This is a genomic window from Zunongwangia sp. HRR-M8 (genome assembly GCF_027594405.1).
Taxonomy (GTDB): domain Bacteria; phylum Bacteroidota; class Bacteroidia; order Flavobacteriales; family Flavobacteriaceae; genus Zunongwangia.
The window spans coordinates 3669083-3692221 of record NZ_CP115161.1; the positions used below are offsets into that span (position 1 = coordinate 3669083).

Consider the following 23139-nt stretch of genomic DNA (forward strand, 5'->3'; position numbering starts at 1 on the left):
AAAAAATTAACAATGAAAACTGCATTAATCACAGGAGCAAGCAGCGGCATAGGAAAAGAAACAGCAAAAGCTTTAGCTGAAGAAGGTTATAATCTAATTATCTGCGGAAGACGAGAAGGCAGACTAAATGAACTTAAAGAAACATTGAGCAAAAAAGTTGATGTATTAACCTTAAGTTTTGATGTAAGAGATAAAGAAGAGGTTTTTAAAAAGATTGAAAATTTACCGCCAGATTTCTCTAATATCGATATCCTTATAAACAACGCTGGTAATGCTCATGGTTTAGAAACTATCCAGGATGGCTCTATAGAAGACTGGGATGCCATGATCGATATTAACGTTAAAGGATTGCTTTATGTTAGTAAAGCTGTAATCCCGGGAATGATCGAAAGAAAATCTGGACATATTATCAATATTGGTTCAACTGCTGGTAAAGAGGTTTATCCTAACGGAAATGTGTATTGTGCCAGCAAGCATGCCGTAGATGCCATAAATCAGGGAATGAGAATAGATCTAAACGGCAAAGGAATTCGCGTAGGCGCAATTAACCCAGGTCTAGTAGAAACCGAGTTTAGTGATGTTCGATTTAAAGGTGATAAAGAAAAAGCTAAAAAAGTCTATCAAGGGTTTAAAGCTTTACAACCAGAAGATATTGCAGATATTATTCGTTTTGTTGTTACCAGACCATATCATGTAAATATTGCCGATTTAATCGTAATGTGCACTTCGCAGGCCACAAGCACTATTGTAGACAAAAACTAACATGATTAATAAACGTCTTCTTATAAAAAATCTTTTAGCGCATAACGACGAGAATAGTTTTTATGATAAAAAACTACAGCTGAACATTCGTGAAAAAGAAGGGAAGGCTAAATTTTTAAAACATATATGCGCACTTGCAAATTCTAATCCAAGCAACAACTCATATATAGTTATTGGCGTTAGAGATGAAGACAACGAAATTTTAGGTATCGATTTTTTTGATGACAGTAAAATCCAGAACCTTATAAATGCATATCTAAGCAATCCTCCTAAAATTATTTACGAAAACATTCCCTTTCCGCATCTTCCAGATCATTTGGTGGTAGGCTTAGTAACAATAAGACCTAATAATGGCCAAATTTGTTCACTTCGGAAAAATATCTGGAAGTATTATGGAGGCTCCATTTTTCTTAGAGATGGCAGCATAAGCATGCCAAAGGATTTTGATATTAAAATTGAAGATGAAAATTCTGAAGTTGTAGCCGCCATAGAAAAACATGCACAAAACAATATTGAGCTAACCCTAGACGGAGTTTTTGATTTTATTAATCATCACAAAAAACTAAATCCAACCTATAAAGTTTTTAAAGAATATTTTGTGGTCTGCTGGGCCGGGAAGAAGAAACATGCAAAAGGAAAAACTTACTTTAGCCGAGTAGATATTGCGCTTATCAACGAGCAGGTAAAACTATTTTACTCAGATTTAGATGAAGTAAGTATTTCTTCAGACAACGACACTTTCAAGATTTTGGAGTATGTTCATCTTGGTGTTCCCAATAGTTACAACTATTATCCTTTAGAAGAAGTAATCATTCATTTTAAAGATAATGCGACCTACGAAATACAGAGCAAACTAGTTTTCGAGCCACCGGTGTACGATAAAAATACGCTCTATCATATTTACAATAGCAACAATCTACTGTTGGCGCGCTTAAAACAACTCTTACCACTTACTAAAAATCAACGAAAGGATGTTAAAAACCTACCATCAACCTATTTGCTTTGTTACCTTAACGGCTTTGGAGAGGCGATGGAAAAACTGGAAGAAGCAAAACCGTTCTTAAAAAAGTATAGCAGAGAAGCCTACCATTATTATAAAGAAAGTACACGAATTTTAAGAAAAGTAAAATACAATTAGCATGGGTAGAACGCTTGCCATTGGTGATATTCACGGAGGACTACGCGCACTAAAACAACTATTAAACGAGAAAGTTGAAATTACAAAAGAGGATACCATTATTTTTCTTGGAGACTATGTAGATGGCTGGAGTGATTCAGCAAATGTGGTTTCGTATTTAATTGAATTATCTAAAGATTACAATTGTATTTTTATGCGTGGTAATCATGATGATCTTACACATCAATGGTTAGAAAGTGGCACAATGACTGAAAAATGGTTACATCATGGCGGGCAAAGCAGTATTGATGGTTACGCGAGATTAAACGAAGAAGAGAAACAACAACATCTTCGGTTTTTTTCTGAAATGCAAAACTATTATGTAGACGATCAAAATCGATTATTTGTGCACGCAGGCTTTACTAATCTTCATGGTCCAGAATACGAATATTACAGTACAGGATTTTACTGGGATCGTACACTTTGGGAAATGGCTTTAGCTTTAGATGAAAATATTAAAAAAGACAGTCCTTTTTTTCCGAAGCGATTACAGGTTTTCGATTCCATTTTTATTGGACACACTCCGGTAACTCGCATTGGTGAAAGCTTTCCGGTGAATAAAGCGAATATTTGGAATGTAGACACAGGTGCTGCTTTTAAAGGAAGTTTATCTGCTATAGATGTCGATTCTAAGAAAGTATGGCAAAGTGATCCTGTTTATACCTTGTATCCTGAAGAAAGTGGTAGAAATTGATTTATAGGTATAAAAATTTAGCTCTTTGTAATTCAATGTATTTCCCTTTAATTTGCAAACCATGCATTTAGTTAAAATAATTGCATGATTATTGCATTTTAACTTGCTAATAACTCTGTAATTTAGACAATTTTCATTAATTTACAGTAACATAGAAAATAATGGCCCTAGAAAACATAAGACTTGAAGTAATGAAGACCATCGAAAAAAAAGTAGATGGGTTTATTGACGAATATCTAATTCCCGTAGATGATATTTGGCAACCTACCGATCTCTTGCCTAATCTACAGGGAGAAGAAGGTTTGGAAAATGCGAAACAACTACGCGAAGAAGCTAAAGAATTAGGTTACGATTTTTGGGTTGTTTTGGTGGCAGATATGGTTACTGAAGAAGCCCTACCTACTTACGAAAGCTGGCTAATGGATGTAGAAGGTGTAGACCAACAGCGTCGTGCCGATGGCGAACAAAATCCATGGTCTAAATGGGTAAGACACTGGACGGGCGAGGAAAATCGCCACGGTGATACTCTTAATAAATACCTTTATTTATCTGGTCGTGTAGATATGCGAGAAATCGAAAAAACCACGCAGCATTTAATAAACGATGGTTTTGATATTGGTACCGGTAGAGATCCTTATAAAAACTTTGTATACACCAGTTTTCAGGAATTAGCCACTAATATTTCTCATAAACGTGTGGGACAATTAGCGAAGAAAAAAGGCAATAAAATGCTCGGTAAAATGTGTAACATCATTGCCGGAGACGAGATGCGCCATTACATGGCATACCGAGAATTTGTAAAAACCATATTTGAGCACGATCCAAGTGAAATGATGATTGCATTCCACGACATGATGAAGAAAAAAATTGTCATGCCAGCTCAATTTTTAAGAGAGAGCGGACAGGGAATTGCTGAAGCTTTCGAAAACTTCTCGAATGCAGCACAACGCCTTGGTGTGTATACCACCTACGATTATATCGATATTCTTAAAAAATTAAATGATTATTGGGAAATTGATAAAATGAGAGCCTTAACAGATGAAGCTGAAAAAGCTCGTGATTACTTAATGAAACTTCCCGATAGAATGACGAGAATTGCAGATCGTATCGCAATTCCGCAAGATCAATATACTTTTAAATGGGTAGCGAATAACGGAATTATTTAAACTCAGATACAATTAAAAAAGTCCGCAATATTGCGGACTTTTTTAATTGTATTATTTAAGCTTCTTGTTAAGCTTTTCGATTAGCTTTCCAAACTTTATAAACTGCCAGGTCTTTTTCAATAAGACTTAAAGAAAAAGCAATAACTGCAGCGTCGTCCAGATATCCTACCACAGGAATAAAATCTGGGATTAAATCTATAGGAGATAACACGTACAGCAGCGCAGCTCCAATACCCGCTATAATATTAAAAGGGATTTCTCGATAATCACCATTCGCGTAATCTCTAACCAAATTAAATAAGATTTGCGCATCATCAAAATATCGTCTAAGCGCGTTCTTACTTTCAAATTTAGATTTGATTTTCTCCTCTTCCTCCAGAACAGTCTCTACATCTTCTTCTTGAAAATCCTCCTGTTTCTTCTGGTGTTCTTCCTCAATTTTATCTTTACTGAAAATGCTCATTTTTGATTGTTTAAATAGAGTTCCAAATTATAAAAATTATAGCAAACCTCTAAGAACCTTATCATTGTTTTAAGAGTAAAATTGTAAATTATGGTACTACTACAAGAACCACATTAAACACAAAAGTCACTTATTCCTAACAGATTAAACATAACAGCTTATTGTTTCAGAAATAATTAAAATACAATCGCATTAAATTTATTGAAACTGAACAAGTATCTTTGCCACGCTAACAAAAAAACAAGATCGATTTATGAAGAAGGTATTTTTTATACTAGGAGCTTTATGCTTAAGTACATTTGCTAAAGCGCAAACCAGCGGAATTCCACAAAACGAAGTCAAGTTAAATATTGCAAACACTATAGCTATCGCCTCTGTAGAATTTGGTTACGAGCGTTTTTTAGACAAAAATCAATCTGTAGAAGCTATAATTCTTTTTAACGATCGTATAAATTACCATAGCGAAAGTGGTTCAAGAAAATTTAATACTACAAGTTTCAAATTTGGATATAGCTATTATTTTGGAGAAGATGGAGGGTCAGGAATTTATGCCAATCCTTTTATCAAGATCCGCACTGGCGAATTTGAAGAAGATAAAATACTAGAAGGAAACAATACCCCAAGCACCGTAGAAACAGATATGGATTCGTTTATCGTAGGTCTAGGTGGCGGTTATAAGTGGAATTTCAATAATAAATTTGTCTTAGGACCATTTATTAATATTGGAAGAAATTTTAGTGACGAGGTAAAAGATCGGTTTTCTGCTATCGAATTTAATGCAGGTTTCCAGATCGGCTATAGATTTTAATTGTACAAAAACCACATTTTATCCTGAGAAAGTGAGTGTTTAGTTCATTTTAAAAATTAAAAGCAAAGTGCTTTCTAGTTTTGGTTTCAAATCTATAAAGCACTTTTTTTATGAAAACGATTTTAATTTCTCTTTTACTCAGTGTTAGTTTCTCTTCAATTTTCTCACAATCTCGACTAAAAGATCCCGATGAATTTCTTCGGAAGGGAGAAAAGATTCCCAAAGTCCTTTTAGTAGGAAGCTTTCATTTCAACTATCCAGGCTTGGATGCTCATCAAATTTCAGAAGAAAAGAAAATAAATCATAATCTGAATGACCGAATCTTAGTAATTTTTGGAGCCGGCCATGTTTCTATCCTAAAATGGCTTTTTGAATGCACCCCAGAATTTGAGCTTGTTAAATTTAATGAACTGTAACCATGAAAAAGCTATTCATCTCTTTCATTTTTCTACTGTTCAGCCAGATCGCTATTGGGCAACAAAAAGAAGTCTTACTTATCGGAACCATGCATAAAGTCCCAAAAATCGTAAAACATAGTTATAGACCGCTTTTAAAAAAAGCAATGAACTACCAACCCGAAGCTATTTATGTAGAAACACCGCGGCCAAACGATTCGATTAGTTGGGAGTATCTAAAAGATGGCTGGTCTAACAGTTATAAAGAATTTTACGCACTTTCAGATTCGCTTCAAAATAGCTACAATTTTGACCAATCTCGATTTCAGAAATTATTAAAGAAAAACTTTAATGCCTTAACGCAAAAAGATTTAAAAGAACTTATCAAATCTTTTGGGTATCTGCGTGATTATGCAAATTATGACTTCTATTCTTATATTCAGCAATATGGAATTTCAGGTTCATCAAAACCTACTCGTCACGAAGATGGCGATCTTACTGCCAAACTTGCCCTGCAATTAAACATCAAAAAATTACAATCAATGGACGATCAGCAAACGAATAAAGAATATCATCAAGCCTGGCAAAACTGTGCAGAAGATGGCAGCGAAAATGGCGATAATAAAATCAACCAGAAACTAAACAAAAAGCAATATAATAAAGCTATTGTTCCTGCGCTTTTTGGTCGATTAGGCTTCTACGTAAATAAAAGAAAATCCCTGAAGCGTTTAAATCAATTAGCCTCTTTCAGCTATGTGAAAAACCAAACAAAAAGTTGTCTCGAAGGCTTGGATTTCTGGAATCGTAGAAATCATAATATGGCACAAAACATAGGTTCTCAAATCGTGGATAATTCAGCAACAAGAAACATCGTTATCGTAGGTGCATCACATATATACCGCATCGAAAAAGAATTGAAAGCCAATTTTCCTGAAATTAATGTATTATTGTTAAACGAGTCATGACCAAAAAGCAGGAAATCACATATCATATTATTTTTTGGGTGCTCTTTTTCGCCATGGACATTTTTGCTGAAATTGTGCTTCAGGGAGCTACAACATTCAACCTAAAAGATCTAGAATTTGCGCTTTTGCAGGCGAGTTTATTTTATCTGGTGTACAGTTGTATCGCCCCTAGAACGATTCCGAAGAAAAAATGGGGATATTTATTTTTAGGCTTAATTTTTAGTTTATTGTATTTTGCCGGTCTTCGGTATCTTATAGAAGAAGTGATTATTTATGGTTTTACGGGAGAACATAACTACTATCCGAATTCTCGCAGACCACTCTTTTACATCTTCGATAACTCTTATTACGCAATTCGTATATTTTTACTGAGTTTGATTTTCTATTTTGTGAAATATCAATTCAGCATCAATAAGCGAATTAGTGAGTTAAGTTTAAAGAAAAAACAGGCAGAACTTCAGGTTTTAAAATCGCAGTTGAGTCCGCATTTTTTATTCAACACGCTTAATAGTTTTTACGCAGATGCTTTGGTGGTCGATGAAAAACTTAGCGACGACATTCTTAAACTTTCAGAAATGCTTCGCTATGTCACTTACGAAAATGAAGGCGAATATGTTTTGCTGAAAGATGAAATTCATTTTATTAAAAATTATATTAATCTTTTTCAGCGTCGGTTTTCAAATCAGCTTTTTATTAATGCCAATTTCCCTGAAGAGATCGGCAACGCAAAAATTCCCGCTTTACTTTTAATTCATTTCGTAGAAAATGCCTTTAAACACGGAATTTTAAATCAGCGAGAAAAACCTGTTGACATCCTATTGAAAATCGATAAAAATCAGCTTCATTTTAAAGTCGAAAACTATTTTAAACCTCAGCAAAACTATGATGAATCGGGAATTGGCTATAAAAATATTAAGCAAAGATTAATGCTACTTTTTGGCAAAGACTATCATTTAGAACACTTCAAAAAAGAAAATTCTTATTTTGTAAAACTTCAATTTCCTTTAAAATAATGGCGAAGATTATAAAATGTATCATTATCGACGACGAACCACCTGCGATAAAGGTGTTGGAAACTTTTATAGGAAAAACGAGGGATTTAGAATTGCTGGCTTCATCTACCGATGCTTTAGAAGGTTTAGAATTAATCAAAAAACTTAAACCAGATCTAGTATTTCTGGATATCCAAATGCCCGAACTTACCGGAATTCAACTTTCAAAAATGATTGGAGATTCGACCAATATTATCTTTACTACCGCCTACGCACAATTTGCCGTAGAAGGATTTCAGGTAAATGCGGTCGATTATCTTTTAAAACCTGTTGCTTTCCCTAGATTTATTGAAGCTGTAGAGAAACTAAAAAGGAAATTTTCTTCGGAAATAAATACCGAAATTCTACAATCTGAAGACTATTTTTTTGTGAAGACCGATGGTAAAAACCGCTTTCAAAAAGTAAAATTAGACGATATTCTATATGCTGAAAGCATTAAAAATTATGTGGTGATTCACACTGAAAAAGAGCAGTTGGTTACCTACAACACGTTAAAGAAAATTCAGCAGAGTTTGCCTGAAGAACATTTCATTAAAATTCACAAGTCGTATATCGTAGCTTTAAATAAAATACAAAAAACCGATAATTTTGAAGTTTGGGTAAATAATAAAGATCTACCGCTTGGTGACACCTATCGCTCTGAGTTTTTCAGAAAAGTCAATGCCAAAAAACTTTAATTTTAACATTTTTTTAAATCTCATTTTCTAAACGGAAATAAAATGTATTTTTGCAAAAAATCATAGAATATGAGCGTACTTGAACAACAATTAATGAAACGTAGTGGTAACAAATGTGAATTATCGGGTTCACAAGAAGATTTACAGGTGTATCAAGTACCTCCAACTTCAGAAGCCAGTTTAGAAAATTCAATATTAATTTCTAAAACTTGTCTTGAACAAATTGAAGATCCAGAAAAAGTAGATCCCAACCACTGGCGTTGTTTAAATGACAGTATGTGGAGTGAACATTTACCGGTGCAAATTGTAGCCTGGAGAATGCTTAACCGTTTACGAGGAGAAGGATGGCCGCAAGATTTGTTAGAAATGATGTACCTGGATGAGGAAGCGTTGACCTGGGCAAAAGATGGTGTAGAAACAGAAGATGAAGCAGAAAAGATTGTTCATAAAGACAGCAACGGGAATATTCTTGCCAATGGCGACTCGGTGGTACTTATTAAAGATTTAGATGTAAAAGGCGCTAATTTTACGGCAAAGCGTGGCGCGCCCGTGCATAGAATTTCGTTAGTACACGATAATGCTGAACAAATTGAAGGACGTGTAGATGGCCAACATATCGTTATCCTTACCCAATACGTTAAGAAAACCAAATAATAATTTAAGCTAAGTTAATTCTTGATTTTAAACCGGAATTAACTTAGCTCCTATCTTGCGTATTTTATAGTGGAAATGTGGGATGACTGCAATTGCCAGCATCACCAATCCAATAAAAATACTCATATAAATAAAATAATCTCGGGCAAACATCAGGTTTGCCTGCTTCCCAACTTCTTTATTTAATAAAGCTTTTGCAGCTTTGTTAGATTCTACCAACTTCCCTTCTTGCTGCAACGCACTTGAATATTTTGAAATTTCCTGCATCGCTACTGGATTATCTGCAGTGATATTGGCTGCAAAAGATTGCTGATGTATTTTTTGCTGATGCAACCCCATAAAAGCAACTAAAGCCATACTGGCTGTAAAAGAGAAAAATCGAAAAGCGACACCTGTTACCGATGCTGAAAATCCAATTTCGGGTTTGACTGAAGTTGCATAAAAAATCACGATAGAAACTATCAACACACCATTCCCGAAGCCTTGCAAGAATAGAGGCAATAGTAAAGTAGACATTTCTGCCTGATTTCCAAGAACATTCAGGCTCAGTAAATGGTAAAATAATAATGCACCAAATCCGGTGAGCCAAATCAGTCGTATTTTTCTACCTGCCAAAATAAACCGGGCACTTAAAAAGGCACCTAAAACAATTCCAAATCCATTTATCAACATCACATAGCCCTGATGGTAACTATCTAGATGAACACTGTTTCTAAAAAAACCATAAAGCACACTGGTATCACCTTTGGCCAAATAAAACACAAAAAGCAACACCATACCAATCCTAAAGTTTCGTGCTTTAAAAATTTTTAAACTGATGTAAGGAGTTTCTAATTTTAATTGCCGTAAAACAAACATTAACAGCAGAAATACAAAACCAATCATACAAAAAGTAATTCTTAGGCTTTTAAACCAATGATAGTACTGCCCGTAAAGTAAAACATAAGCGATTAACAATAAAGCTGAAGAATAAATCACAAAACTCTGCCAATCAACATTTTTAAACGGAAGTTTTCCTTCCGGCCTTAAATCAACATTACTTTTCAGAAGAAAAAGAAACAATAAAAGTCCCGGCAACACCATATAGATTTTGACTAAAAAAATGGTATTAAAATCGTAGTGGGTAAAAATATTGGCATCTAAAATCTGAGCCAATGGTGCAGTTACAAATAAACAGGAATACAGCGTTGCATATCCCAACACTCTACTTCTTTGTGCGTGAAATTGTCTAAAAATAAGACTGAAAGTTATTCCTATAAAACTTAAAGAAAGTGCGCCTCCAACAAATCTCAAAATTAATAGCACTGCAAAACTATTGGTATAGTATAAGATCAAATTGATGCACACAAATATGATGCTCGCCCCTATTAAGTAACTTTTTGAAGAGAAGAAATTGAAAAAACTTTTCTCTAAAGGAAAAGCACTGGCGATGGCCAGATAAAATACCACTACAGAGTAGCGAACATCGGTACTATCTATGGCGTAATAGGTGGCAGCGCTAGTTGTTCCTGCCAAATAAATCCCAAGTACTGAAGCTATAGGAAGCAAAAAAAGAAAGATTGCCAGTAAAACTAACCAGTCTGGCACCCAACGTTTAAAAATTGCCTCGTTTTTTTCACTTGCCATAAGTTAAGATTTGGGTACAAAAACTTCGGCATTCATTCCTGCGCGAAGTTTTTTAAGTTTAGCAGCCTCATCGGTAAATAAAATACGTACAGGAAAACGTTGTGTAATTTTCACAAAGTTTCCGGTAGCGTTGTTTGTTGGTAGTAAAGAAAATTCTGATCCTGTCGCCGGAGATAAAGATTCAATCTTTCCGTGGAAAGTTTCATTAGGGTAAGCATCGATGGTGATTTCAGCTTCTTTTCCCTCTTGCATTGTTGCAATCTGCGTTTCTTCAAAATTAGCCACAACCCATTTTCCCTGATTTTGATCTACAATAAACCCAATGGTTTGCCCTTTTTGAACGTATTGACCTTCCTGCAAATTCTTTTTTCCCATATAACCGTCAGATGGCGCTATGATTACACTGTATTTTAAATTAAGTTGAATTCGCTCTAGAACCGATTTTTTTTGCGCTATAGTTGCTTTAGCTACAGCTATTTGCGCACTTACATCTCTAGTTTTTCCCTGAGCGGTACTAAATGAATTTTTTATCGCTCTATAATTAGATTTCGCGACTTCAAGCCTGGTTTTCACATCTTCAAACTGTTGCTGCGTTACGGCTTCACCTTCCAACAACTTGTTATATCTATTAAATTCTTGCTGCTGTTGCCATAATTTTGCTTTGGCAGCGCTAATTTTGGCTTGATTTACACTGGCACTACTCGTTGCCGTAGAAACGTTGCTTTCTAAAACTTCTAATTGTGCTTTAGCAGATGCCAATGCGGCTTTTGCTTCTTGCAAACTTACGTTCGCTTCATCTTTATCTAAGATAACCAGTGTATCTCCTTTAGTAACTTGTTGATGATCTTTATATCTTATTTCCTGAACGTAACCACTAGCTCTACTTAAAATAGGATTGATATACTCTTTAACCTGAGCATCGTTAGTTTCTTCATAACGCCAAAAGTTCACTAAAGTAAGTGTGCCCCAAACGACCAAAATTAACAAGATAATTAAGGCTACGCCGTAAGTTATTTTTACCACCGTATTATCTAATTTTTCGTATTTCTTAACTTGCTCACTCATTATAATTCGCCTGTTATTTTAAGTAATTGGTAATAATGTAATCTTGCTGAAATTTGATTGTTCACAAATTCAAATTTTGCCTGTAATAATTGCGTATCGGCTTCCAAAAGATCGGTGAGTAATGAAAGTTGATTAAAGTAAGTCTGATTGACAATGCGGTAGCTTTCCTGCGCCTGTTCGATATTCATTTTAGAAATTTCAACTTTCTCTAGATCTTCCTGCAAATGTTTATAAGCTGCTTTTACACCTTTTCTTAAGTTATCTTCGGTACGCCCCTTTTCTAATTTTTGACGTTCTACCGCAATCTTTGCTGCTTTCTCTTTATGCTTGTCGTGGTATAATGCAGAAATATTGTAAGATAATTTCACGCCTGCGATTCCTAACAAATATGGAGCAGTTTCATAAGGATATAATTTTATTTGAGGATAAGAATACGTATAATCTCCAAACAGCCCAATTTTAGGAAGCTTATCTGCTTTCAGTTCTTCTTCCTGAAGTTCTTTAATTTTAATCTGTTGCTTTGCAATCTTATTTCGGGGAGAAATGTCTAACGCTTCATTTTTATAATCCCGATACGTTTGTTCAGCTTTCAAAACATTCACCCAAATACTATCAGTGGGTTTTATAGGCTGTTCATCTTCAAAACCTACCAAAATATTTAAAGATTGCGTGGCAAGTTCAACTTGATTCTTCATTTCCAACAAATTGGTATGCTGCTGCGAAAGCTGAAGTTTTGCGCGCAATAGGTCACTTTTTAAAACCACGCCGTTTTCATACAATTTGGTAATCTGGTCTAGACGCTTTTTATTTCGATTTATATTTTGAAGTATTAATTGATTAAACGACATAGATCGTTGCATTTGCAAATAGGCTTCAGCTACTTTGTAATGAATCGCAGCAACAGTTTCTTCTTCTAAATAAGTAAGTAATTCTTGCTTTGTCTCTGCTTCTTCAATTTGAAGATTCGTTTTATTCCCATTATATAAATTGAAGTAGGCTTCTACTCCGGCACTATAAGTGGTGTGATCTTCTAAATGAATAAAATCTGCATCGTTAGAAATTCCGTCTGTAAAAACAGGAATATTAGAAAGTTGCCCGTAACTCCCTTCTACGCCAAACTCTGGTAGACGCTGGCGTTTAGCATCGATAATCTTCTCTTTTCCAATTTCGGTATCAAAACCACTAAGCCGAATTTCTTTGCTATAGGTATTGGCTCGGCTCCAAGCTTCTTCTAAACTTAAAGGAATGCTGTCTTTCAAAACCTGCGCACTTGCTATTTTACTCATACTTAGAGAGAAAAAGCAAAATAGCAGGCAAGCTGAAATCTTATGTGTCATCTTAAATTTCATTTTGCAAATTTCAGCTGAATTATTAAGGCTTATTTTCAAAAAACAGACAAATATTTTATAATTTCAGCCAATATAAATTAGTCTATATGCATCCATTTTTAGAAAAAGTAAAACGTGATAGCGAAAGTTTCTTTGTATATCACACTAAAATTGAAGAAAGCTTGCCGATGCATAGTCACCAAAAACATCAGTTCAGTTATGTTGAAGGAGGTGTGGCTTTTTTAAATACGAGAAACAAATCTTATTTTTTTCCCGCAAGGCATTTTATTTGGATTCCGGCAGGAAGGGAGCATAATGTAACTTCGCGGACTTCAGTAAAAATGATCCGGAATATTTTTTTTCCGAAATGGATTATTCCTCAGGATCATCATTTGCAAGAACACGGCGGCATTTTTCCTGTAACTAATCTTCTAATGGAAATGATTTATTATACCGCCAATTGGCGAGGTGATATCACTAAAAAAGATAGTGCAGAATTTGAGTTTTTAATCGCGATGAAAAACATTGTACTAAATGTGGCTGAAAATCCCTTACCGATCGTATTACCTACTACAGAAAATAAAGTTTTACGACCGATTTTAAAATACATACATCTTAACATCGACCAGGATTTATATGTAGATAAAATTGCTGAAGAATTTGGACAAAGTCCGCGTACACTTTCTCGTTTATTTCAAAAAAATATGGAGACTTCTTTTTTACAGTATGTAAAACTTACTCGAATTATAAAAAGTATGGAGTTGCTTTTACAAACCGAATTTTCTATTACTGAAATTGCTTATAGCTGCGGTTACAACAGTATTTCAGCCTTTAGTTATGCTTTTCAGCAATTAATTCATCGTTCTCCAAATGAGTTTAGAAAACAGAATGTTTAGAAAAATAAAAAACCTCACAAGTTTTGAAAACTTGTGAGGTTTTATCTAAAATCTCAGATCTAGCTGCTATAAATCAAACTTAATTCCCTGTGCTAACGGTAATTCAGTTGTGTAATTGATGGTATTGGTTTGTCTACGCATATAAACTTTCCAAGCGTCAGAACCACTTTCACGCCCGCCACCGGTTTCTTTTTCACCTCCAAAAGCACCACCAATTTCAGCACCGGAAGTTCCGATATTTACATTGGCAATTCCACAATCTGAACCTTCAACAGATAAGAAACGCTCTGCTTCTCGTAAATTATTGGTCATAATTGCTGAAGATAATCCCTGGCGAACGCCGTTTTGTAAATCCAATGCATTGCTCACATCTCCCTTATACTTCATAATGTATAATACCGGAGCAAATGTTTCGTGTTGCACGATTTCAAAATGATTCTCAGCTTCAGCAATGGCAGGTTTTACATAACAACCGCTTTCATAACCTTCACCATCTAAAACGCCTCCCTCAACTAAAACTTTTCCGCCTTCATCCACTACTTTTTCTAAGGCATTTTGGTAATTCTTAACGGCATCTTTATCGATTAACGGTCCTACGTGATTGTTTTCATCTAATGGATTACCAATTTTAATTTGCTTGTAAGCATCAACCACCGCATTTTTTACTTTATCGTAAATATCTTCGTGAACAATTAAACGACGCGTAGAAGTACAACGTTGTCCGCAAGTTCCTACGGCTCCAAAAACAGCACCGATCACGGTGTTTTTAATATTCGCATCTGGAGTAACAATAATAGCGTTATTACCGCCTAATTCTAACAAAGATTTTCCTAAACGACCGGCTACTTCTTTGGCTACAGTTTTCCCCATTCGGGTAGAACCGGTTGCTGAGATTAACGGAATACGTTCATCTTTCGTCATCATTTCTCCTACGGTATAATCTCCTGTAATTAAACAAGAAATTCCTTCTGGCACTCCATTTTCAGAAAATACACGCGCGGCAATATTTTGACAAGCTACAGAAGTTAATGGTGTTTTTTCTGAACCTTTCCAGATACAAGCATCGCCACAAACCCAAGCTAAAGCCGTATTCCAAGACCAAACCGCCACCGGAAAGTTAAAAGCAGAGATAATTCCCACCACTCCTAATGGATGATATTGCTCATACATACGGTGACCACGGCGTTCTGAATGCATTGTTAATCCGTGTAACTGACGAGAAAGACCTACGGCAAAATCGCAGATATCGATCATTTCCTGAACTTCCCCTAAACCTTCTTGGTAAGATTTCCCCATTTCATAAGAAACGAGTTTCCCTAGTGGCTCTTTTAAGCGCCGTAATTCGTCATTAAATTTTCTTACAATTTCGCCTCGCTGTGGTGCCGGCATGGTTCGCCATTCTTTGAAACCTTTTGTAGCAGTAGTAATTACTTTTTCGTAGTCATCTGCGGTAGTGGCTTTTACTTCTCCTATTAAAGCACCATCTACCGGTGAGTAGGATTCGATGATTTCTCCGTTAGAAAAGAAATCTTTTCCGGTAGAAGTTCCATTATTTATTTCTTGCAGCCCTAATTCTTCTAAGGCTTTATCTATTCCAAAATCTTTTGCGATTTTACTCATTTTCCTTTTCTGTGTAAATAATTTATTCGTCTTCTTTAGCAATAAAGCGTGGATCTACCGGCATTACTTCACCGCAATTATCACAGGTTCTCAACTCTTTGCTCTCGTAAAAATGTTTAAAATGTTTTAAAAAATCTACTTCGATATCTTCTAAAGGGAAGTACACTTCATACAATTTGTGATTGCAATTATCACAATGCCAAAGCAATCCGTCCTTACCTTCTAAATGCGCTCTTTTGCGTTCTACAACCAATCCCAAAGAACCTTCTTCTCTAACCGGTGAATGCGGAATCTTACCAGGGTTTAGATACATATCGCCAGGTCCTAACTCCATCGTTCTCTTCTGTCCATCTTCCTGAATATTTACCTGGATATTCCCCTCTAATTGATAGAATAATTCTTCAGTTTCATTATAATGATAATCCTTTCTAGCATTAGGCCCGGCAACGATCATCACAATAAAATCTCCCGCATCTCTATACAAATTTCGATTTCCAACAGGTGGTTTTAAAGTATCTCTGTTTTCTTCGATCCACTTATTAAGGTTAAAAGGTTTAGCTACAGCCATATTCTAAATTTTGAACCTAAAATTACATAATATGAGCAAAAGAAAATCAAGATTCAATAAATATCTGTCAATTTAATAGATATATCCCACTCAAAGAGAGAGCAGGTTTTTAAGCTTTTGGGCGTTTAGGCAAAACGCGCTGCTTTTTGCCTACCGTGCTATCCGTTGCAAGTCCGCACCGCCAAAAAAGGCGCTTTACGGGCTTTTCACTCCTATCACTAACGCGGGTTTAAACATTTCAATTAATTTATATAACTTCAGGCCATGCAAAACCTAATATTCCATGAAAAAACTACTTTTTTTTTTTAGCATTTTCGCCTTTATTTCCTGTGGAGAAACTTCAGAAAATGAAACCTCAGCAACTTCTACTTCCGAAGAAAAAATATCAGAAAAAATAAAAGACAGCATTCCTAATTTTGGGATTGTAATTCACGGTGGGGCCGGGACGATCCTTAAAGAAAATATGACCGATTCTTTAGAAAATGCGTACAAAGCAAAATTAGAAGAAGCCATAAAAACTGGTCACAAAATTTTAGCTAATGGCGGCACCGCGATCGAGGCGGTACAACGCACGATAAATGTAATGGAAGATTCGCCATTATTTAACTCGGCCAAAGGAGCGGTTTTTGCCAATGACGAAACCAACCAGCTCGACGCATCGATCATGGACGGTGAAACTTTAAATGCCGGTGCGATTGCGGGTGTTACGAATGTAAAAAATCCGATAAATTTGGCGTACGAAGTCATGGAAAATTCAGAACATGTATTACTGGCAGGAAAAGGCGCCGAAGAATTCGCAGAGCAACGCGGAATAGAAATTGTTGATCCTAGCTACTTTTATACAGAAAACCGCTTTAAAAGTTTACGACGTTTAAAAGAGCGAGAAGCTAAAAAGGCAGGAAATAAAACAGTGGCGAACTACGACAGTTTTATAAAAGATTCCAAATTTGGAACTGTGGGTTGTGCGGCTTTAGATAAAAACGGAAATCTTGCGGCGGGAACTTCGACCGGCGGAATGACCAATAAAAAGTGGAATAGAATTGGCGATTCTCCCATAATTGGTGCAGGAACTTATGCAAATAATGCCACCTGTGCAGTATCTTCTACCGGCTGGGGAGAGTTTTTTATTCGTGGTGTTGTAGCTTATGATATTTCAGCTATAATGGAATATAAAGGCTTGAGTTTACAAGAAGCGGCAGCAGAAGTTATTCAGAAAAAAATACCTAAAATGGGCGGTGATGGCGGAATCATAGCCATAGATAACGATGGAAATGTTGCGATGGAATTTAATACCGCCGGCATGTATCGCGCCAGCATGAATAAAAAAGGAGAATTAAATCTAGGTATTTACGGAGAATAATTATAAAAAAGTACCGTACTTCTTTATAATTATAACTTTCTATTTTTCAATATTTTGAAGGTTTTTGTAGAAATACTAAAAATTTTCAGTTATTAAATTTTTAATTGAACGACTAAGCGCTTTCTCTAAAATGAATTTATATAAAAAGCCTATTAATTAATGAAGATCTTCTTTTCTCTGCTGTTTTTTTGTTTTCTGAATACTCTCAATGCTCAAGGTCTTACCAAGGAAACCTTGAAAGACAGTCTTGCTACATTGCCTTCTTTTACCATCCATAAAGACAATTATTTTATTACAGGAATTCCCACGCATACTGGTATAAGTAAACAAACTGCAGATGCTAAATATCAAATAAGTTTTAAGCAGCTAATTTTCAGAAAAAAAGTGCCGCAGGATTCTTATTTATATATAAAATACACACAAAAAGCATTTTGGAATGTTTACGAATTTTCCAGCCCTTTTGAAGAGATAAACTTTAACCCGGGAATTGCTTATTCTAAATACTTTTATGATAAAAGCGGTAAAGTAAATTCTCTTGGAACTTTGGCTTTAGAACATGAATCTAACGGGCGTGATAGTATTTACTCTCGTAGCTGGAATTTTGTATCCTTAGATTTCAATCTGGCTATTAATGATAAACTAATCGCCGGGGTAAAAGGGTGGATTCCTTTTTCGTACAAAGAAGGCAATCCAGATTTGATGGATTATTCAGGATACGGCCAGTTAAATTTTGATTACGAGTTTATCCCAAACAAGCTTTATGCACAATTAATGATTCAAAAAGGATTATCCTGGGATTGGAAAGGAGCTGCACGACCACGTATTTTATACAATCCTTTTAATAGCGTAAATCAGTTTTTAGTCTTAGAATGGTTTACGGGCTACGATGAAAATCTTATCGAATACGATCAATATCGCAGTGTTATTCGGATAGGCTTTCTCTTAAAGAGCAACGAGCTTGACTTTCTGCGCAGTAACAAATAATTAACTTTTTTTTAAGTTTAATTAGTTCGGTAGTTTCCGAACCAATCATACCTTTGCATCTCAAATTTTTTAAATATGAGTTGTTGTTCAGAGGAAAAAAGCCAGTTGATTGAAGAGATAGGTGTGCACTTCGAGCAGATTCATCAATTAGCTCCATTAGCGGCAAGAATCTATGCTATAATGATTCTCTCGCCAAAAGACGGGCATACTTTCGATGAAATTTTAGAGATCACAAGCGCGAGCAAAAGTTCAGTTTCTACGCATCTCAACCATCTTTTACAACTAAAGAAAATAGAATATTTCACGAAATCTGGAGATAGGAAACGATATTTTAGAGCGAGCACATTCTACTTAAAAAACACCCTCGAAGAATATCATCTAAACATTTCTGAAGAGATTAAATTGATGGACAAGATTATAAACTTCAATATAAAAAATAACAATCAAAAATTTCAAACAAATGGACAAACAGCATTGCTCTTTAGAGAATATCTAGAGTCTCAAAAATTGAATATTGAGGATGTTATACAAAAAATGTCGAAAATAAAAAGCTAATAATCTTTACCCCTAATTATAAAAAAAATGAGAAAAATTAAAGCTTATATAGGTTTTGTCGCCGGAGTTCTCATGCTCGTATCTTGCGGAGAAGACAAATCAAACCAGCAACAGGCGCAAGGCCAAAAACAACAGGCAATGCCTTATCCTGTAATTACTATTCCCACAAAAACACTAACAGGATATAACTCTTACCCTACCAGAATTGAAGGTATTGTAAACAGTGATGTACGTGCAAAAGTGCAGGGATATATTCAGGAAGTATTAGTGGATGAAGGTGAACGTGTTAAAAAAGGACAACCCCTTTTTAAGTTAGAAACTCAATCACTAACACAAGATGCTAATGCTGCAAAAGCTAGCGTTAACGCTGCCCAGGTAGAAGTTGATAAAATTAAACCTCTAGTTGAAAAAGAAATCGTAAGTGAAGTTCAGTTGGAAACTGCCAAAGCCAATCTAGAACAGGCTAAAAGTAAATACGAAGGTATTACCGCTAATATTGGCTACGCTACCGTAAAAAGTCCTGTTGATGGCTATGTAGGTTCGATAAGATTAAGACAGGGAACCTTAGTAGGCCCATCAGATTCTACACCTTTAACTACGGTTTCTGATATTGAAAAAGTATATGCTTACTTTTCTATGAACGAGTCTGATTACTTAGATTTCATACAATCTACAGAAGGAGAAAACCGCCAGGAAAAAGTAAATAATTTTCCTGAAATTAGTCTTGTGCTAACTAATGGTGAGACCTACGAAGAAAAAGGAAAAATCCAAACAGTAACAGGACAGGTTAATCAAAATACCGGTACGGTTAGCTTTAGAGCGATCTTCGATAATCCAAATCAGCTTATCACCAACGGTAACAGCGGTACTATTAAGATACCCGTAACATATAAAGAAGTTCCGGTAGTTCCACAAAACTCAACTTTCGAGCAACAAGGAAGCATTATGGCTTATAAAGTTGCCGATAGCAACAAAGTGGATGCTATAAGAATAAAGACCAAAGCGAATGTTGGTAATTTATATGTGATCTCTTCTGGATTAAAAGAAGGCGATAAAATAGTAGCAAAAGGCGCTGGAAAACTTAGACCTGGTGCCACTGTAAAACCGCAAGAAGTGCCATTTGATAGCATCGCAAAGCCGGTAGATCAATTATTTCAATAATCCTTAGATAACAAAAATAATGCTTAAAACATTTATAGAAAGGCCCGTCCTCTCTACAGTGATATCTATTATCATTGTTATTTTGGGAGTTCTGGGACTTAGCAATTTACCAATAGAGCAATACCCTGATATTGCACCTCCAACGGTAAAAGTATCTGCTACCTATACAGGTGCCAGTGCAGAAACTATTCTGGAAAGTGTAATTATTCCTATTGAAGAGCAGATAAACGGGGTAGAAGGAATGACCTACATTACTTCTAGTGCGACCAATAACGGTACTGCTGAAATTACTGTTTATTTTGAACAGGATACAGATCCCGATATCGATGCGGTAAACGTACAAAACAGGGTTGCCCTTGCCAATCCATTATTACCACAAGAGGTAACACAAGCTGGTGTAACTACACAAAAACAGCAGACAAGTTCGCTGATGTTTATGTCTTTTTATACCACTAACCCTAATTACGACGCAACATTTTTAAATAATTATCTAAATATTAATGTTGTTCCTGAATTTAAAAGGGTCTCTGGTGTTGGTGATGTTAATGTATTTTCTCGCCAGGATTACGCCATGCGAATTTGGCTAAAACCAGAACGATTAACAGCTTATGATCTTGTTCCATCAGATGTAATTTCAGCCTTAAACGAACAGAGTTTAGAAGCTGCTGCTGGTACTTTAGGACAAAATAGTGGAGAAACCTTTTCTTACACCATAAAATATCCCGGCCGTTATAAAGAAGAAGGGCAGTACGAAGATATTATCATCAAAGCGCTTGGAAACGGAGAATTTCTTAGACTTAAAGATGTTGCAGATATTCAATTAGATGCACAATCTTACCAGGTAAGCTCTAATACGTTAGGTAATCCTAGTGTTAGTATGGCTGTTTATCAAACCAAAGGTTCAAATGCTCAGGAAATCATCGAAAGTATTAAATCTCGTTTAGAAGAGTTAAAAAAAGATTTTCCTGAAGGAATCGAAGTTTTTATCCCTTATGATACCAATGAATTCTTAAATGCTTCTATCGAAAAAGTAGTACATACACTTGTTGAAGCATTTATATTAGTATTTATTGTAGTATTTATTTTTCTACAGGATTTCAGATCTACACTTATCCCTGCTATTGCAGTACCGGTTTCGATTATAGGTACATTTTTCTTCCTGAATCTTTTTGGATACTCCATAAACTTACTAACGCTATTTGCCTTAGTACTAGCGATTGGTATTGTGGTAGATGATGCAATTGTGGTTGTAGAAGCCGTCCACGCCAAATTAGATGAAGGTGCAAAAACTGCAAAAGGCGCTACTATAAATGCCATGGAGGAAATTTCAGGTGCAATTATTTCTATTACCCTAGTAATGGCCGCTGTATTTATACCCGTAACTTTTATTACAGGACCAACAGGTGTATTTTATGAGCAATTTGGTATTACTTTGATTGTAGCCATTGCGATTTCTGCAGTAAATGCATTAACACTTAGTCCCGCGTTGTGTGCTTTATTCTTAAAACCACATAATGAGCATGAGGATGAAAATAAGAAAAAGAACTACTTACAGCGATTCTATGCAGCCTTCAATAGAGGCTTTAACGCTACTATTAATCGCTATGGTAAATCCTTACAATTCCTTTATAAAAATAAATGGATTACGGTTTTAATTTTGATATTATCAGGAGTTGGAATTTGGTGGACAGCTACAACTACACCTACTGGATTTGTTCCTAATGAAGATAGAGGGATTGTATTTGCCAACGTAGAATTACCAGCCGGTTCTTCTTTAGATAAAACTCATGCAGTTACTGAAGAGCTTTACAATAAAGTAAAAAATATACCAGGTGTTCAGGGATTAAATATGGTAGATGGATTTAGTTTATTGAACGGCCAGGGTAGTAACTATGCTTTAGGATTTATAAAACTTGACAATTGGAGTGAACGTGGTGAAGACTCATTATCTGTTGAAGCCATTACAGGAAAACTATTTGGCACAGCTGCTACCATACCAGATGCCAATATCATATTTTTCTCTCCTCCTAGTATTCCAGGATTTAGTTCGTCCTCTGGTGTTGAAGTGAACTTGCTAGATCGTTCTAGTGGTAGTTTTAAGGATCTGGATAAGGCCAACCAGGAATTCATGCAAAACATCATGTCGCATCCAGAGGTGCAATATGCACAAACGGCTTTCAACACCAATTATCCTCAATATCAAATGGATATTAATATCCCACTCGCTAAGCAAACGGGAGTGACCATAAGTGATATTTTCGCAACAATGCAGGGATATATTGGAGGAATTTATGCAGCAGATTTCTCTAGATTTGGTAAACAATATCGCGTTTATATGCAGGCTTATCCTAATGCCAGAGCAGATAAAGATGACCTTAACCAAATGTTTGTTCGTACAAGTTCAGGAGAAATGTCTCCGCTTAGTGAATATGTGAGTTTAGAGAGAGTTTATGGCCCTCAATCTGTAACAAGGTTCAACCTTTTTAACTCTACTAAGTTAACGGTAGCTATGAATCCAGGGTTTAGTTCTGGTGATGGTATTGATATTGTAAACGAAGAGATAAGCAAGTTAGGCTCTAATTATACCACAGCTTATTCTGGGCTTACAAGAGAAGAAGTTAGCGCTGGTAGCCAAACAATCCTAATCTTTATTCTTTGTGTGGTATTCGTTTATTTCCTTTTAGCGGCACAATACGAAAGTTATTTACTTCCATTTTCTGTAATTCTTTCTTTACCGCTAGGTATTTTTGGAGCATATATAAGTACTAAGCTTATGGGACTGGAAAATAATATTTACTTCCAGATTGCTTTGATCATGCTGGTTGGACTGTTGGCGAAGAATGCAATTCTAATTGTAGAATTCGCAATCCAACGTAGAAGAAACGGAGAGTCTATTGTAGATGCCGGGATTGATGGTGCAAAAGCCCGTTTGAGACCTATTCTTATGACATCCTTCGCCTTTATTTTAGGATTAATGCCGTTGGTATTAGCCTCTGGTGTAGGAGCAGAAGGAAACCGATCTATAGGAACAGGAGCTGTTGGAGGATTACTTATAGGAACGATCTTAGGAGTTTTCGTAATCCCTATTCTATTTATCCTTTTCCAATGGTTGCAGGAAAAAATAGGAAAGAAGCCTGAAGCCGTAGAACAAACAGAATCTTAG

22 protein-coding genes are annotated in these 23139 nt (G+C 35.6%); 16 read left to right on the top strand and 6 right to left on the bottom strand.

What is annotated here, in order from left to right; all coding sequences use genetic code 11:
* The first annotated feature begins 12 nt into the window (after positions 1-12).
* The 4 genes from PBT89_RS15975 (at position 13) to PBT89_RS15990 (ending at position 3799) form a co-directional block, all read left to right on the top strand.
* Entirely contained in the window at positions 13-762 is a 750-nt protein-coding gene (locus tag PBT89_RS15975; RefSeq protein WP_270062701.1) for an SDR family NAD(P)-dependent oxidoreductase, read from the top strand.
* 1 nt (position 763) lies between these two features.
* Positions 764-1900: an ATP-binding protein gene (locus PBT89_RS15980; protein ID WP_270062702.1), complete on the top strand. Its 1137-nt coding sequence runs from the start codon at positions 764-766 to the stop codon at positions 1898-1900.
* A 1-nt stretch (position 1901) separates the two neighbouring features.
* On the top strand, positions 1902-2633 hold the full coding sequence (locus tag PBT89_RS15985; protein ID WP_270062703.1) for a metallophosphoesterase: 732 nt from the start codon (positions 1902-1904) through the stop codon (positions 2631-2633).
* A 161-nt stretch (positions 2634-2794) separates the two neighbouring features.
* A complete protein-coding gene (locus PBT89_RS15990; protein ID WP_270059919.1) occupies positions 2795-3799 on the top strand; it encodes an acyl-ACP desaturase in 1005 nt (334 codons plus the stop codon).
* Between the two features lie 67 nt (positions 3800-3866).
* On the opposite strand, the gene PBT89_RS15995 is transcribed toward PBT89_RS15990, so the two are convergent.
* Positions 3867-4262, bottom strand: coding sequence for a YkvA family protein (locus PBT89_RS15995; protein ID WP_270059918.1), 396 nt, complete (start codon positions 4260-4262; stop codon positions 3867-3869).
* Between the two features lie 253 nt (positions 4263-4515).
* Between PBT89_RS15995 and PBT89_RS16000 the strand changes: the two genes are divergently transcribed.
* The 6 genes from PBT89_RS16000 to PBT89_RS16025 all read left to right on the top strand — a co-directional run bounded on the left by PBT89_RS16000 (position 4516) and on the right by PBT89_RS16025 (position 8813).
* On the top strand, positions 4516-5070 hold the full coding sequence (locus tag PBT89_RS16000) for a DUF3575 domain-containing protein (protein WP_270062704.1): 555 nt from the start codon (positions 4516-4518) through the stop codon (positions 5068-5070).
* Positions 5071-5180: 110 nt separating this feature from the next.
* Positions 5181-5486, top strand: a complete 306-nt coding sequence (locus PBT89_RS16005) for a DUF5694 domain-containing protein (protein WP_270062705.1) — start codon at positions 5181-5183, stop codon at positions 5484-5486.
* A 2-nt stretch (positions 5487-5488) separates the two neighbouring features.
* Positions 5489-6430 (top strand): DUF5694 domain-containing protein, encoded by a 942-nt coding sequence (locus PBT89_RS16010; protein WP_270062706.1) that lies wholly within the window; start codon positions 5489-5491, stop codon positions 6428-6430.
* Complete coding sequence (locus PBT89_RS16015) at positions 6427-7443, top strand: sensor histidine kinase (RefSeq protein ID WP_270062707.1); 1017 nt, start codon at positions 6427-6429, stop codon at positions 7441-7443. Before PBT89_RS16010 ends, PBT89_RS16015 begins: the two co-directional genes overlap by 4 nt.
* Complete coding sequence (locus tag PBT89_RS16020) at positions 7443-8159, top strand: LytR/AlgR family response regulator transcription factor (protein WP_270062708.1); 717 nt, start codon at positions 7443-7445, stop codon at positions 8157-8159. Before PBT89_RS16015 ends, PBT89_RS16020 begins: the two co-directional genes overlap by 1 nt.
* Before the next feature lie 69 nt (positions 8160-8228).
* Positions 8229-8813, top strand: coding sequence for a PhnA domain-containing protein (locus tag PBT89_RS16025; RefSeq protein ID WP_270062709.1), 585 nt, complete (start codon positions 8229-8231; stop codon positions 8811-8813).
* 27 nt (positions 8814-8840) lie between these two features.
* Here the strand turns inward: PBT89_RS16025 and PBT89_RS16030 are convergent, their stop codons facing one another.
* Genes PBT89_RS16030 through PBT89_RS16040 form a run of 3 tightly spaced genes read right to left on the bottom strand, consistent with a single transcriptional unit; the run spans position 8841 to position 12790 of the window.
* Positions 8841-10439 (bottom strand): MFS transporter, encoded by a 1599-nt coding sequence (locus PBT89_RS16030; protein WP_270062710.1) that lies wholly within the window; start codon positions 10437-10439, stop codon positions 8841-8843.
* Between the two features lie 3 nt (positions 10440-10442).
* Entirely contained in the window at positions 10443-11504 is a 1062-nt protein-coding gene (locus PBT89_RS16035; RefSeq protein WP_270062711.1) for an HlyD family secretion protein, read from the bottom strand.
* A complete protein-coding gene (locus tag PBT89_RS16040) occupies positions 11504-12790 on the bottom strand; it encodes a TolC family protein (protein ID WP_270062712.1) in 1287 nt (428 codons plus the stop codon). Before PBT89_RS16040 ends, PBT89_RS16035 begins: the two co-directional genes overlap by 1 nt.
* 149 nt (positions 12791-12939) lie before the next feature.
* On the opposite strand from PBT89_RS16040, the gene PBT89_RS16045 reads away from it, so the two are divergent.
* Positions 12940-13728, top strand: coding sequence for a helix-turn-helix domain-containing protein (locus tag PBT89_RS16045; protein WP_270062713.1), 789 nt, complete (start codon positions 12940-12942; stop codon positions 13726-13728).
* Between the two features lie 66 nt (positions 13729-13794).
* Here the strand turns inward: PBT89_RS16045 and amaB are convergent, their stop codons facing one another.
* Together amaB and PBT89_RS16055 are read right to left on the bottom strand one after the other, a co-directional pair.
* Entirely contained in the window at positions 13795-15348 is a 1554-nt protein-coding gene (gene amaB, locus PBT89_RS16050; RefSeq protein ID WP_270062714.1) for an L-piperidine-6-carboxylate dehydrogenase, read from the bottom strand.
* Positions 15349-15370: 22 nt separating this feature from the next.
* Positions 15371-15916, bottom strand: coding sequence for a 3-hydroxyanthranilate 3,4-dioxygenase (locus PBT89_RS16055; RefSeq protein WP_270062715.1), 546 nt, complete (start codon positions 15914-15916; stop codon positions 15371-15373).
* A gap of 283 nt (positions 15917-16199) precedes the next feature.
* Between PBT89_RS16055 and PBT89_RS16060 the strand changes: the two genes are divergently transcribed.
* The 5 genes from PBT89_RS16060 (at position 16200) to PBT89_RS16080 (ending at position 23139) form a co-directional block, all read left to right on the top strand.
* Positions 16200-17276 (top strand): isoaspartyl peptidase/L-asparaginase family protein, encoded by a 1077-nt coding sequence (locus PBT89_RS16060; protein ID WP_270062716.1) that lies wholly within the window; start codon positions 16200-16202, stop codon positions 17274-17276.
* Positions 17277-17435: 159 nt separating this feature from the next.
* Positions 17436-18260 (top strand): phospholipase A, encoded by an 825-nt coding sequence (locus PBT89_RS16065; RefSeq protein ID WP_270062717.1) that lies wholly within the window; start codon positions 17436-17438, stop codon positions 18258-18260.
* A gap of 75 nt (positions 18261-18335) precedes the next feature.
* Entirely contained in the window at positions 18336-18815 is a 480-nt protein-coding gene (locus PBT89_RS16070; protein WP_270062718.1) for a GbsR/MarR family transcriptional regulator, read from the top strand.
* Positions 18816-18842: 27 nt separating this feature from the next.
* The gene (locus PBT89_RS16075) at positions 18843-19976 is read left to right on the top strand and encodes an efflux RND transporter periplasmic adaptor subunit (RefSeq protein ID WP_270062719.1); all 1134 of its coding nucleotides are present in this window, start codon (positions 18843-18845) and stop codon (positions 19974-19976) included.
* Positions 19977-19995: 19 nt separating this feature from the next.
* Positions 19996-23139: an efflux RND transporter permease subunit gene (locus PBT89_RS16080; RefSeq protein ID WP_270062720.1), complete on the top strand. Its 3144-nt coding sequence runs from the start codon at positions 19996-19998 to the stop codon at positions 23137-23139.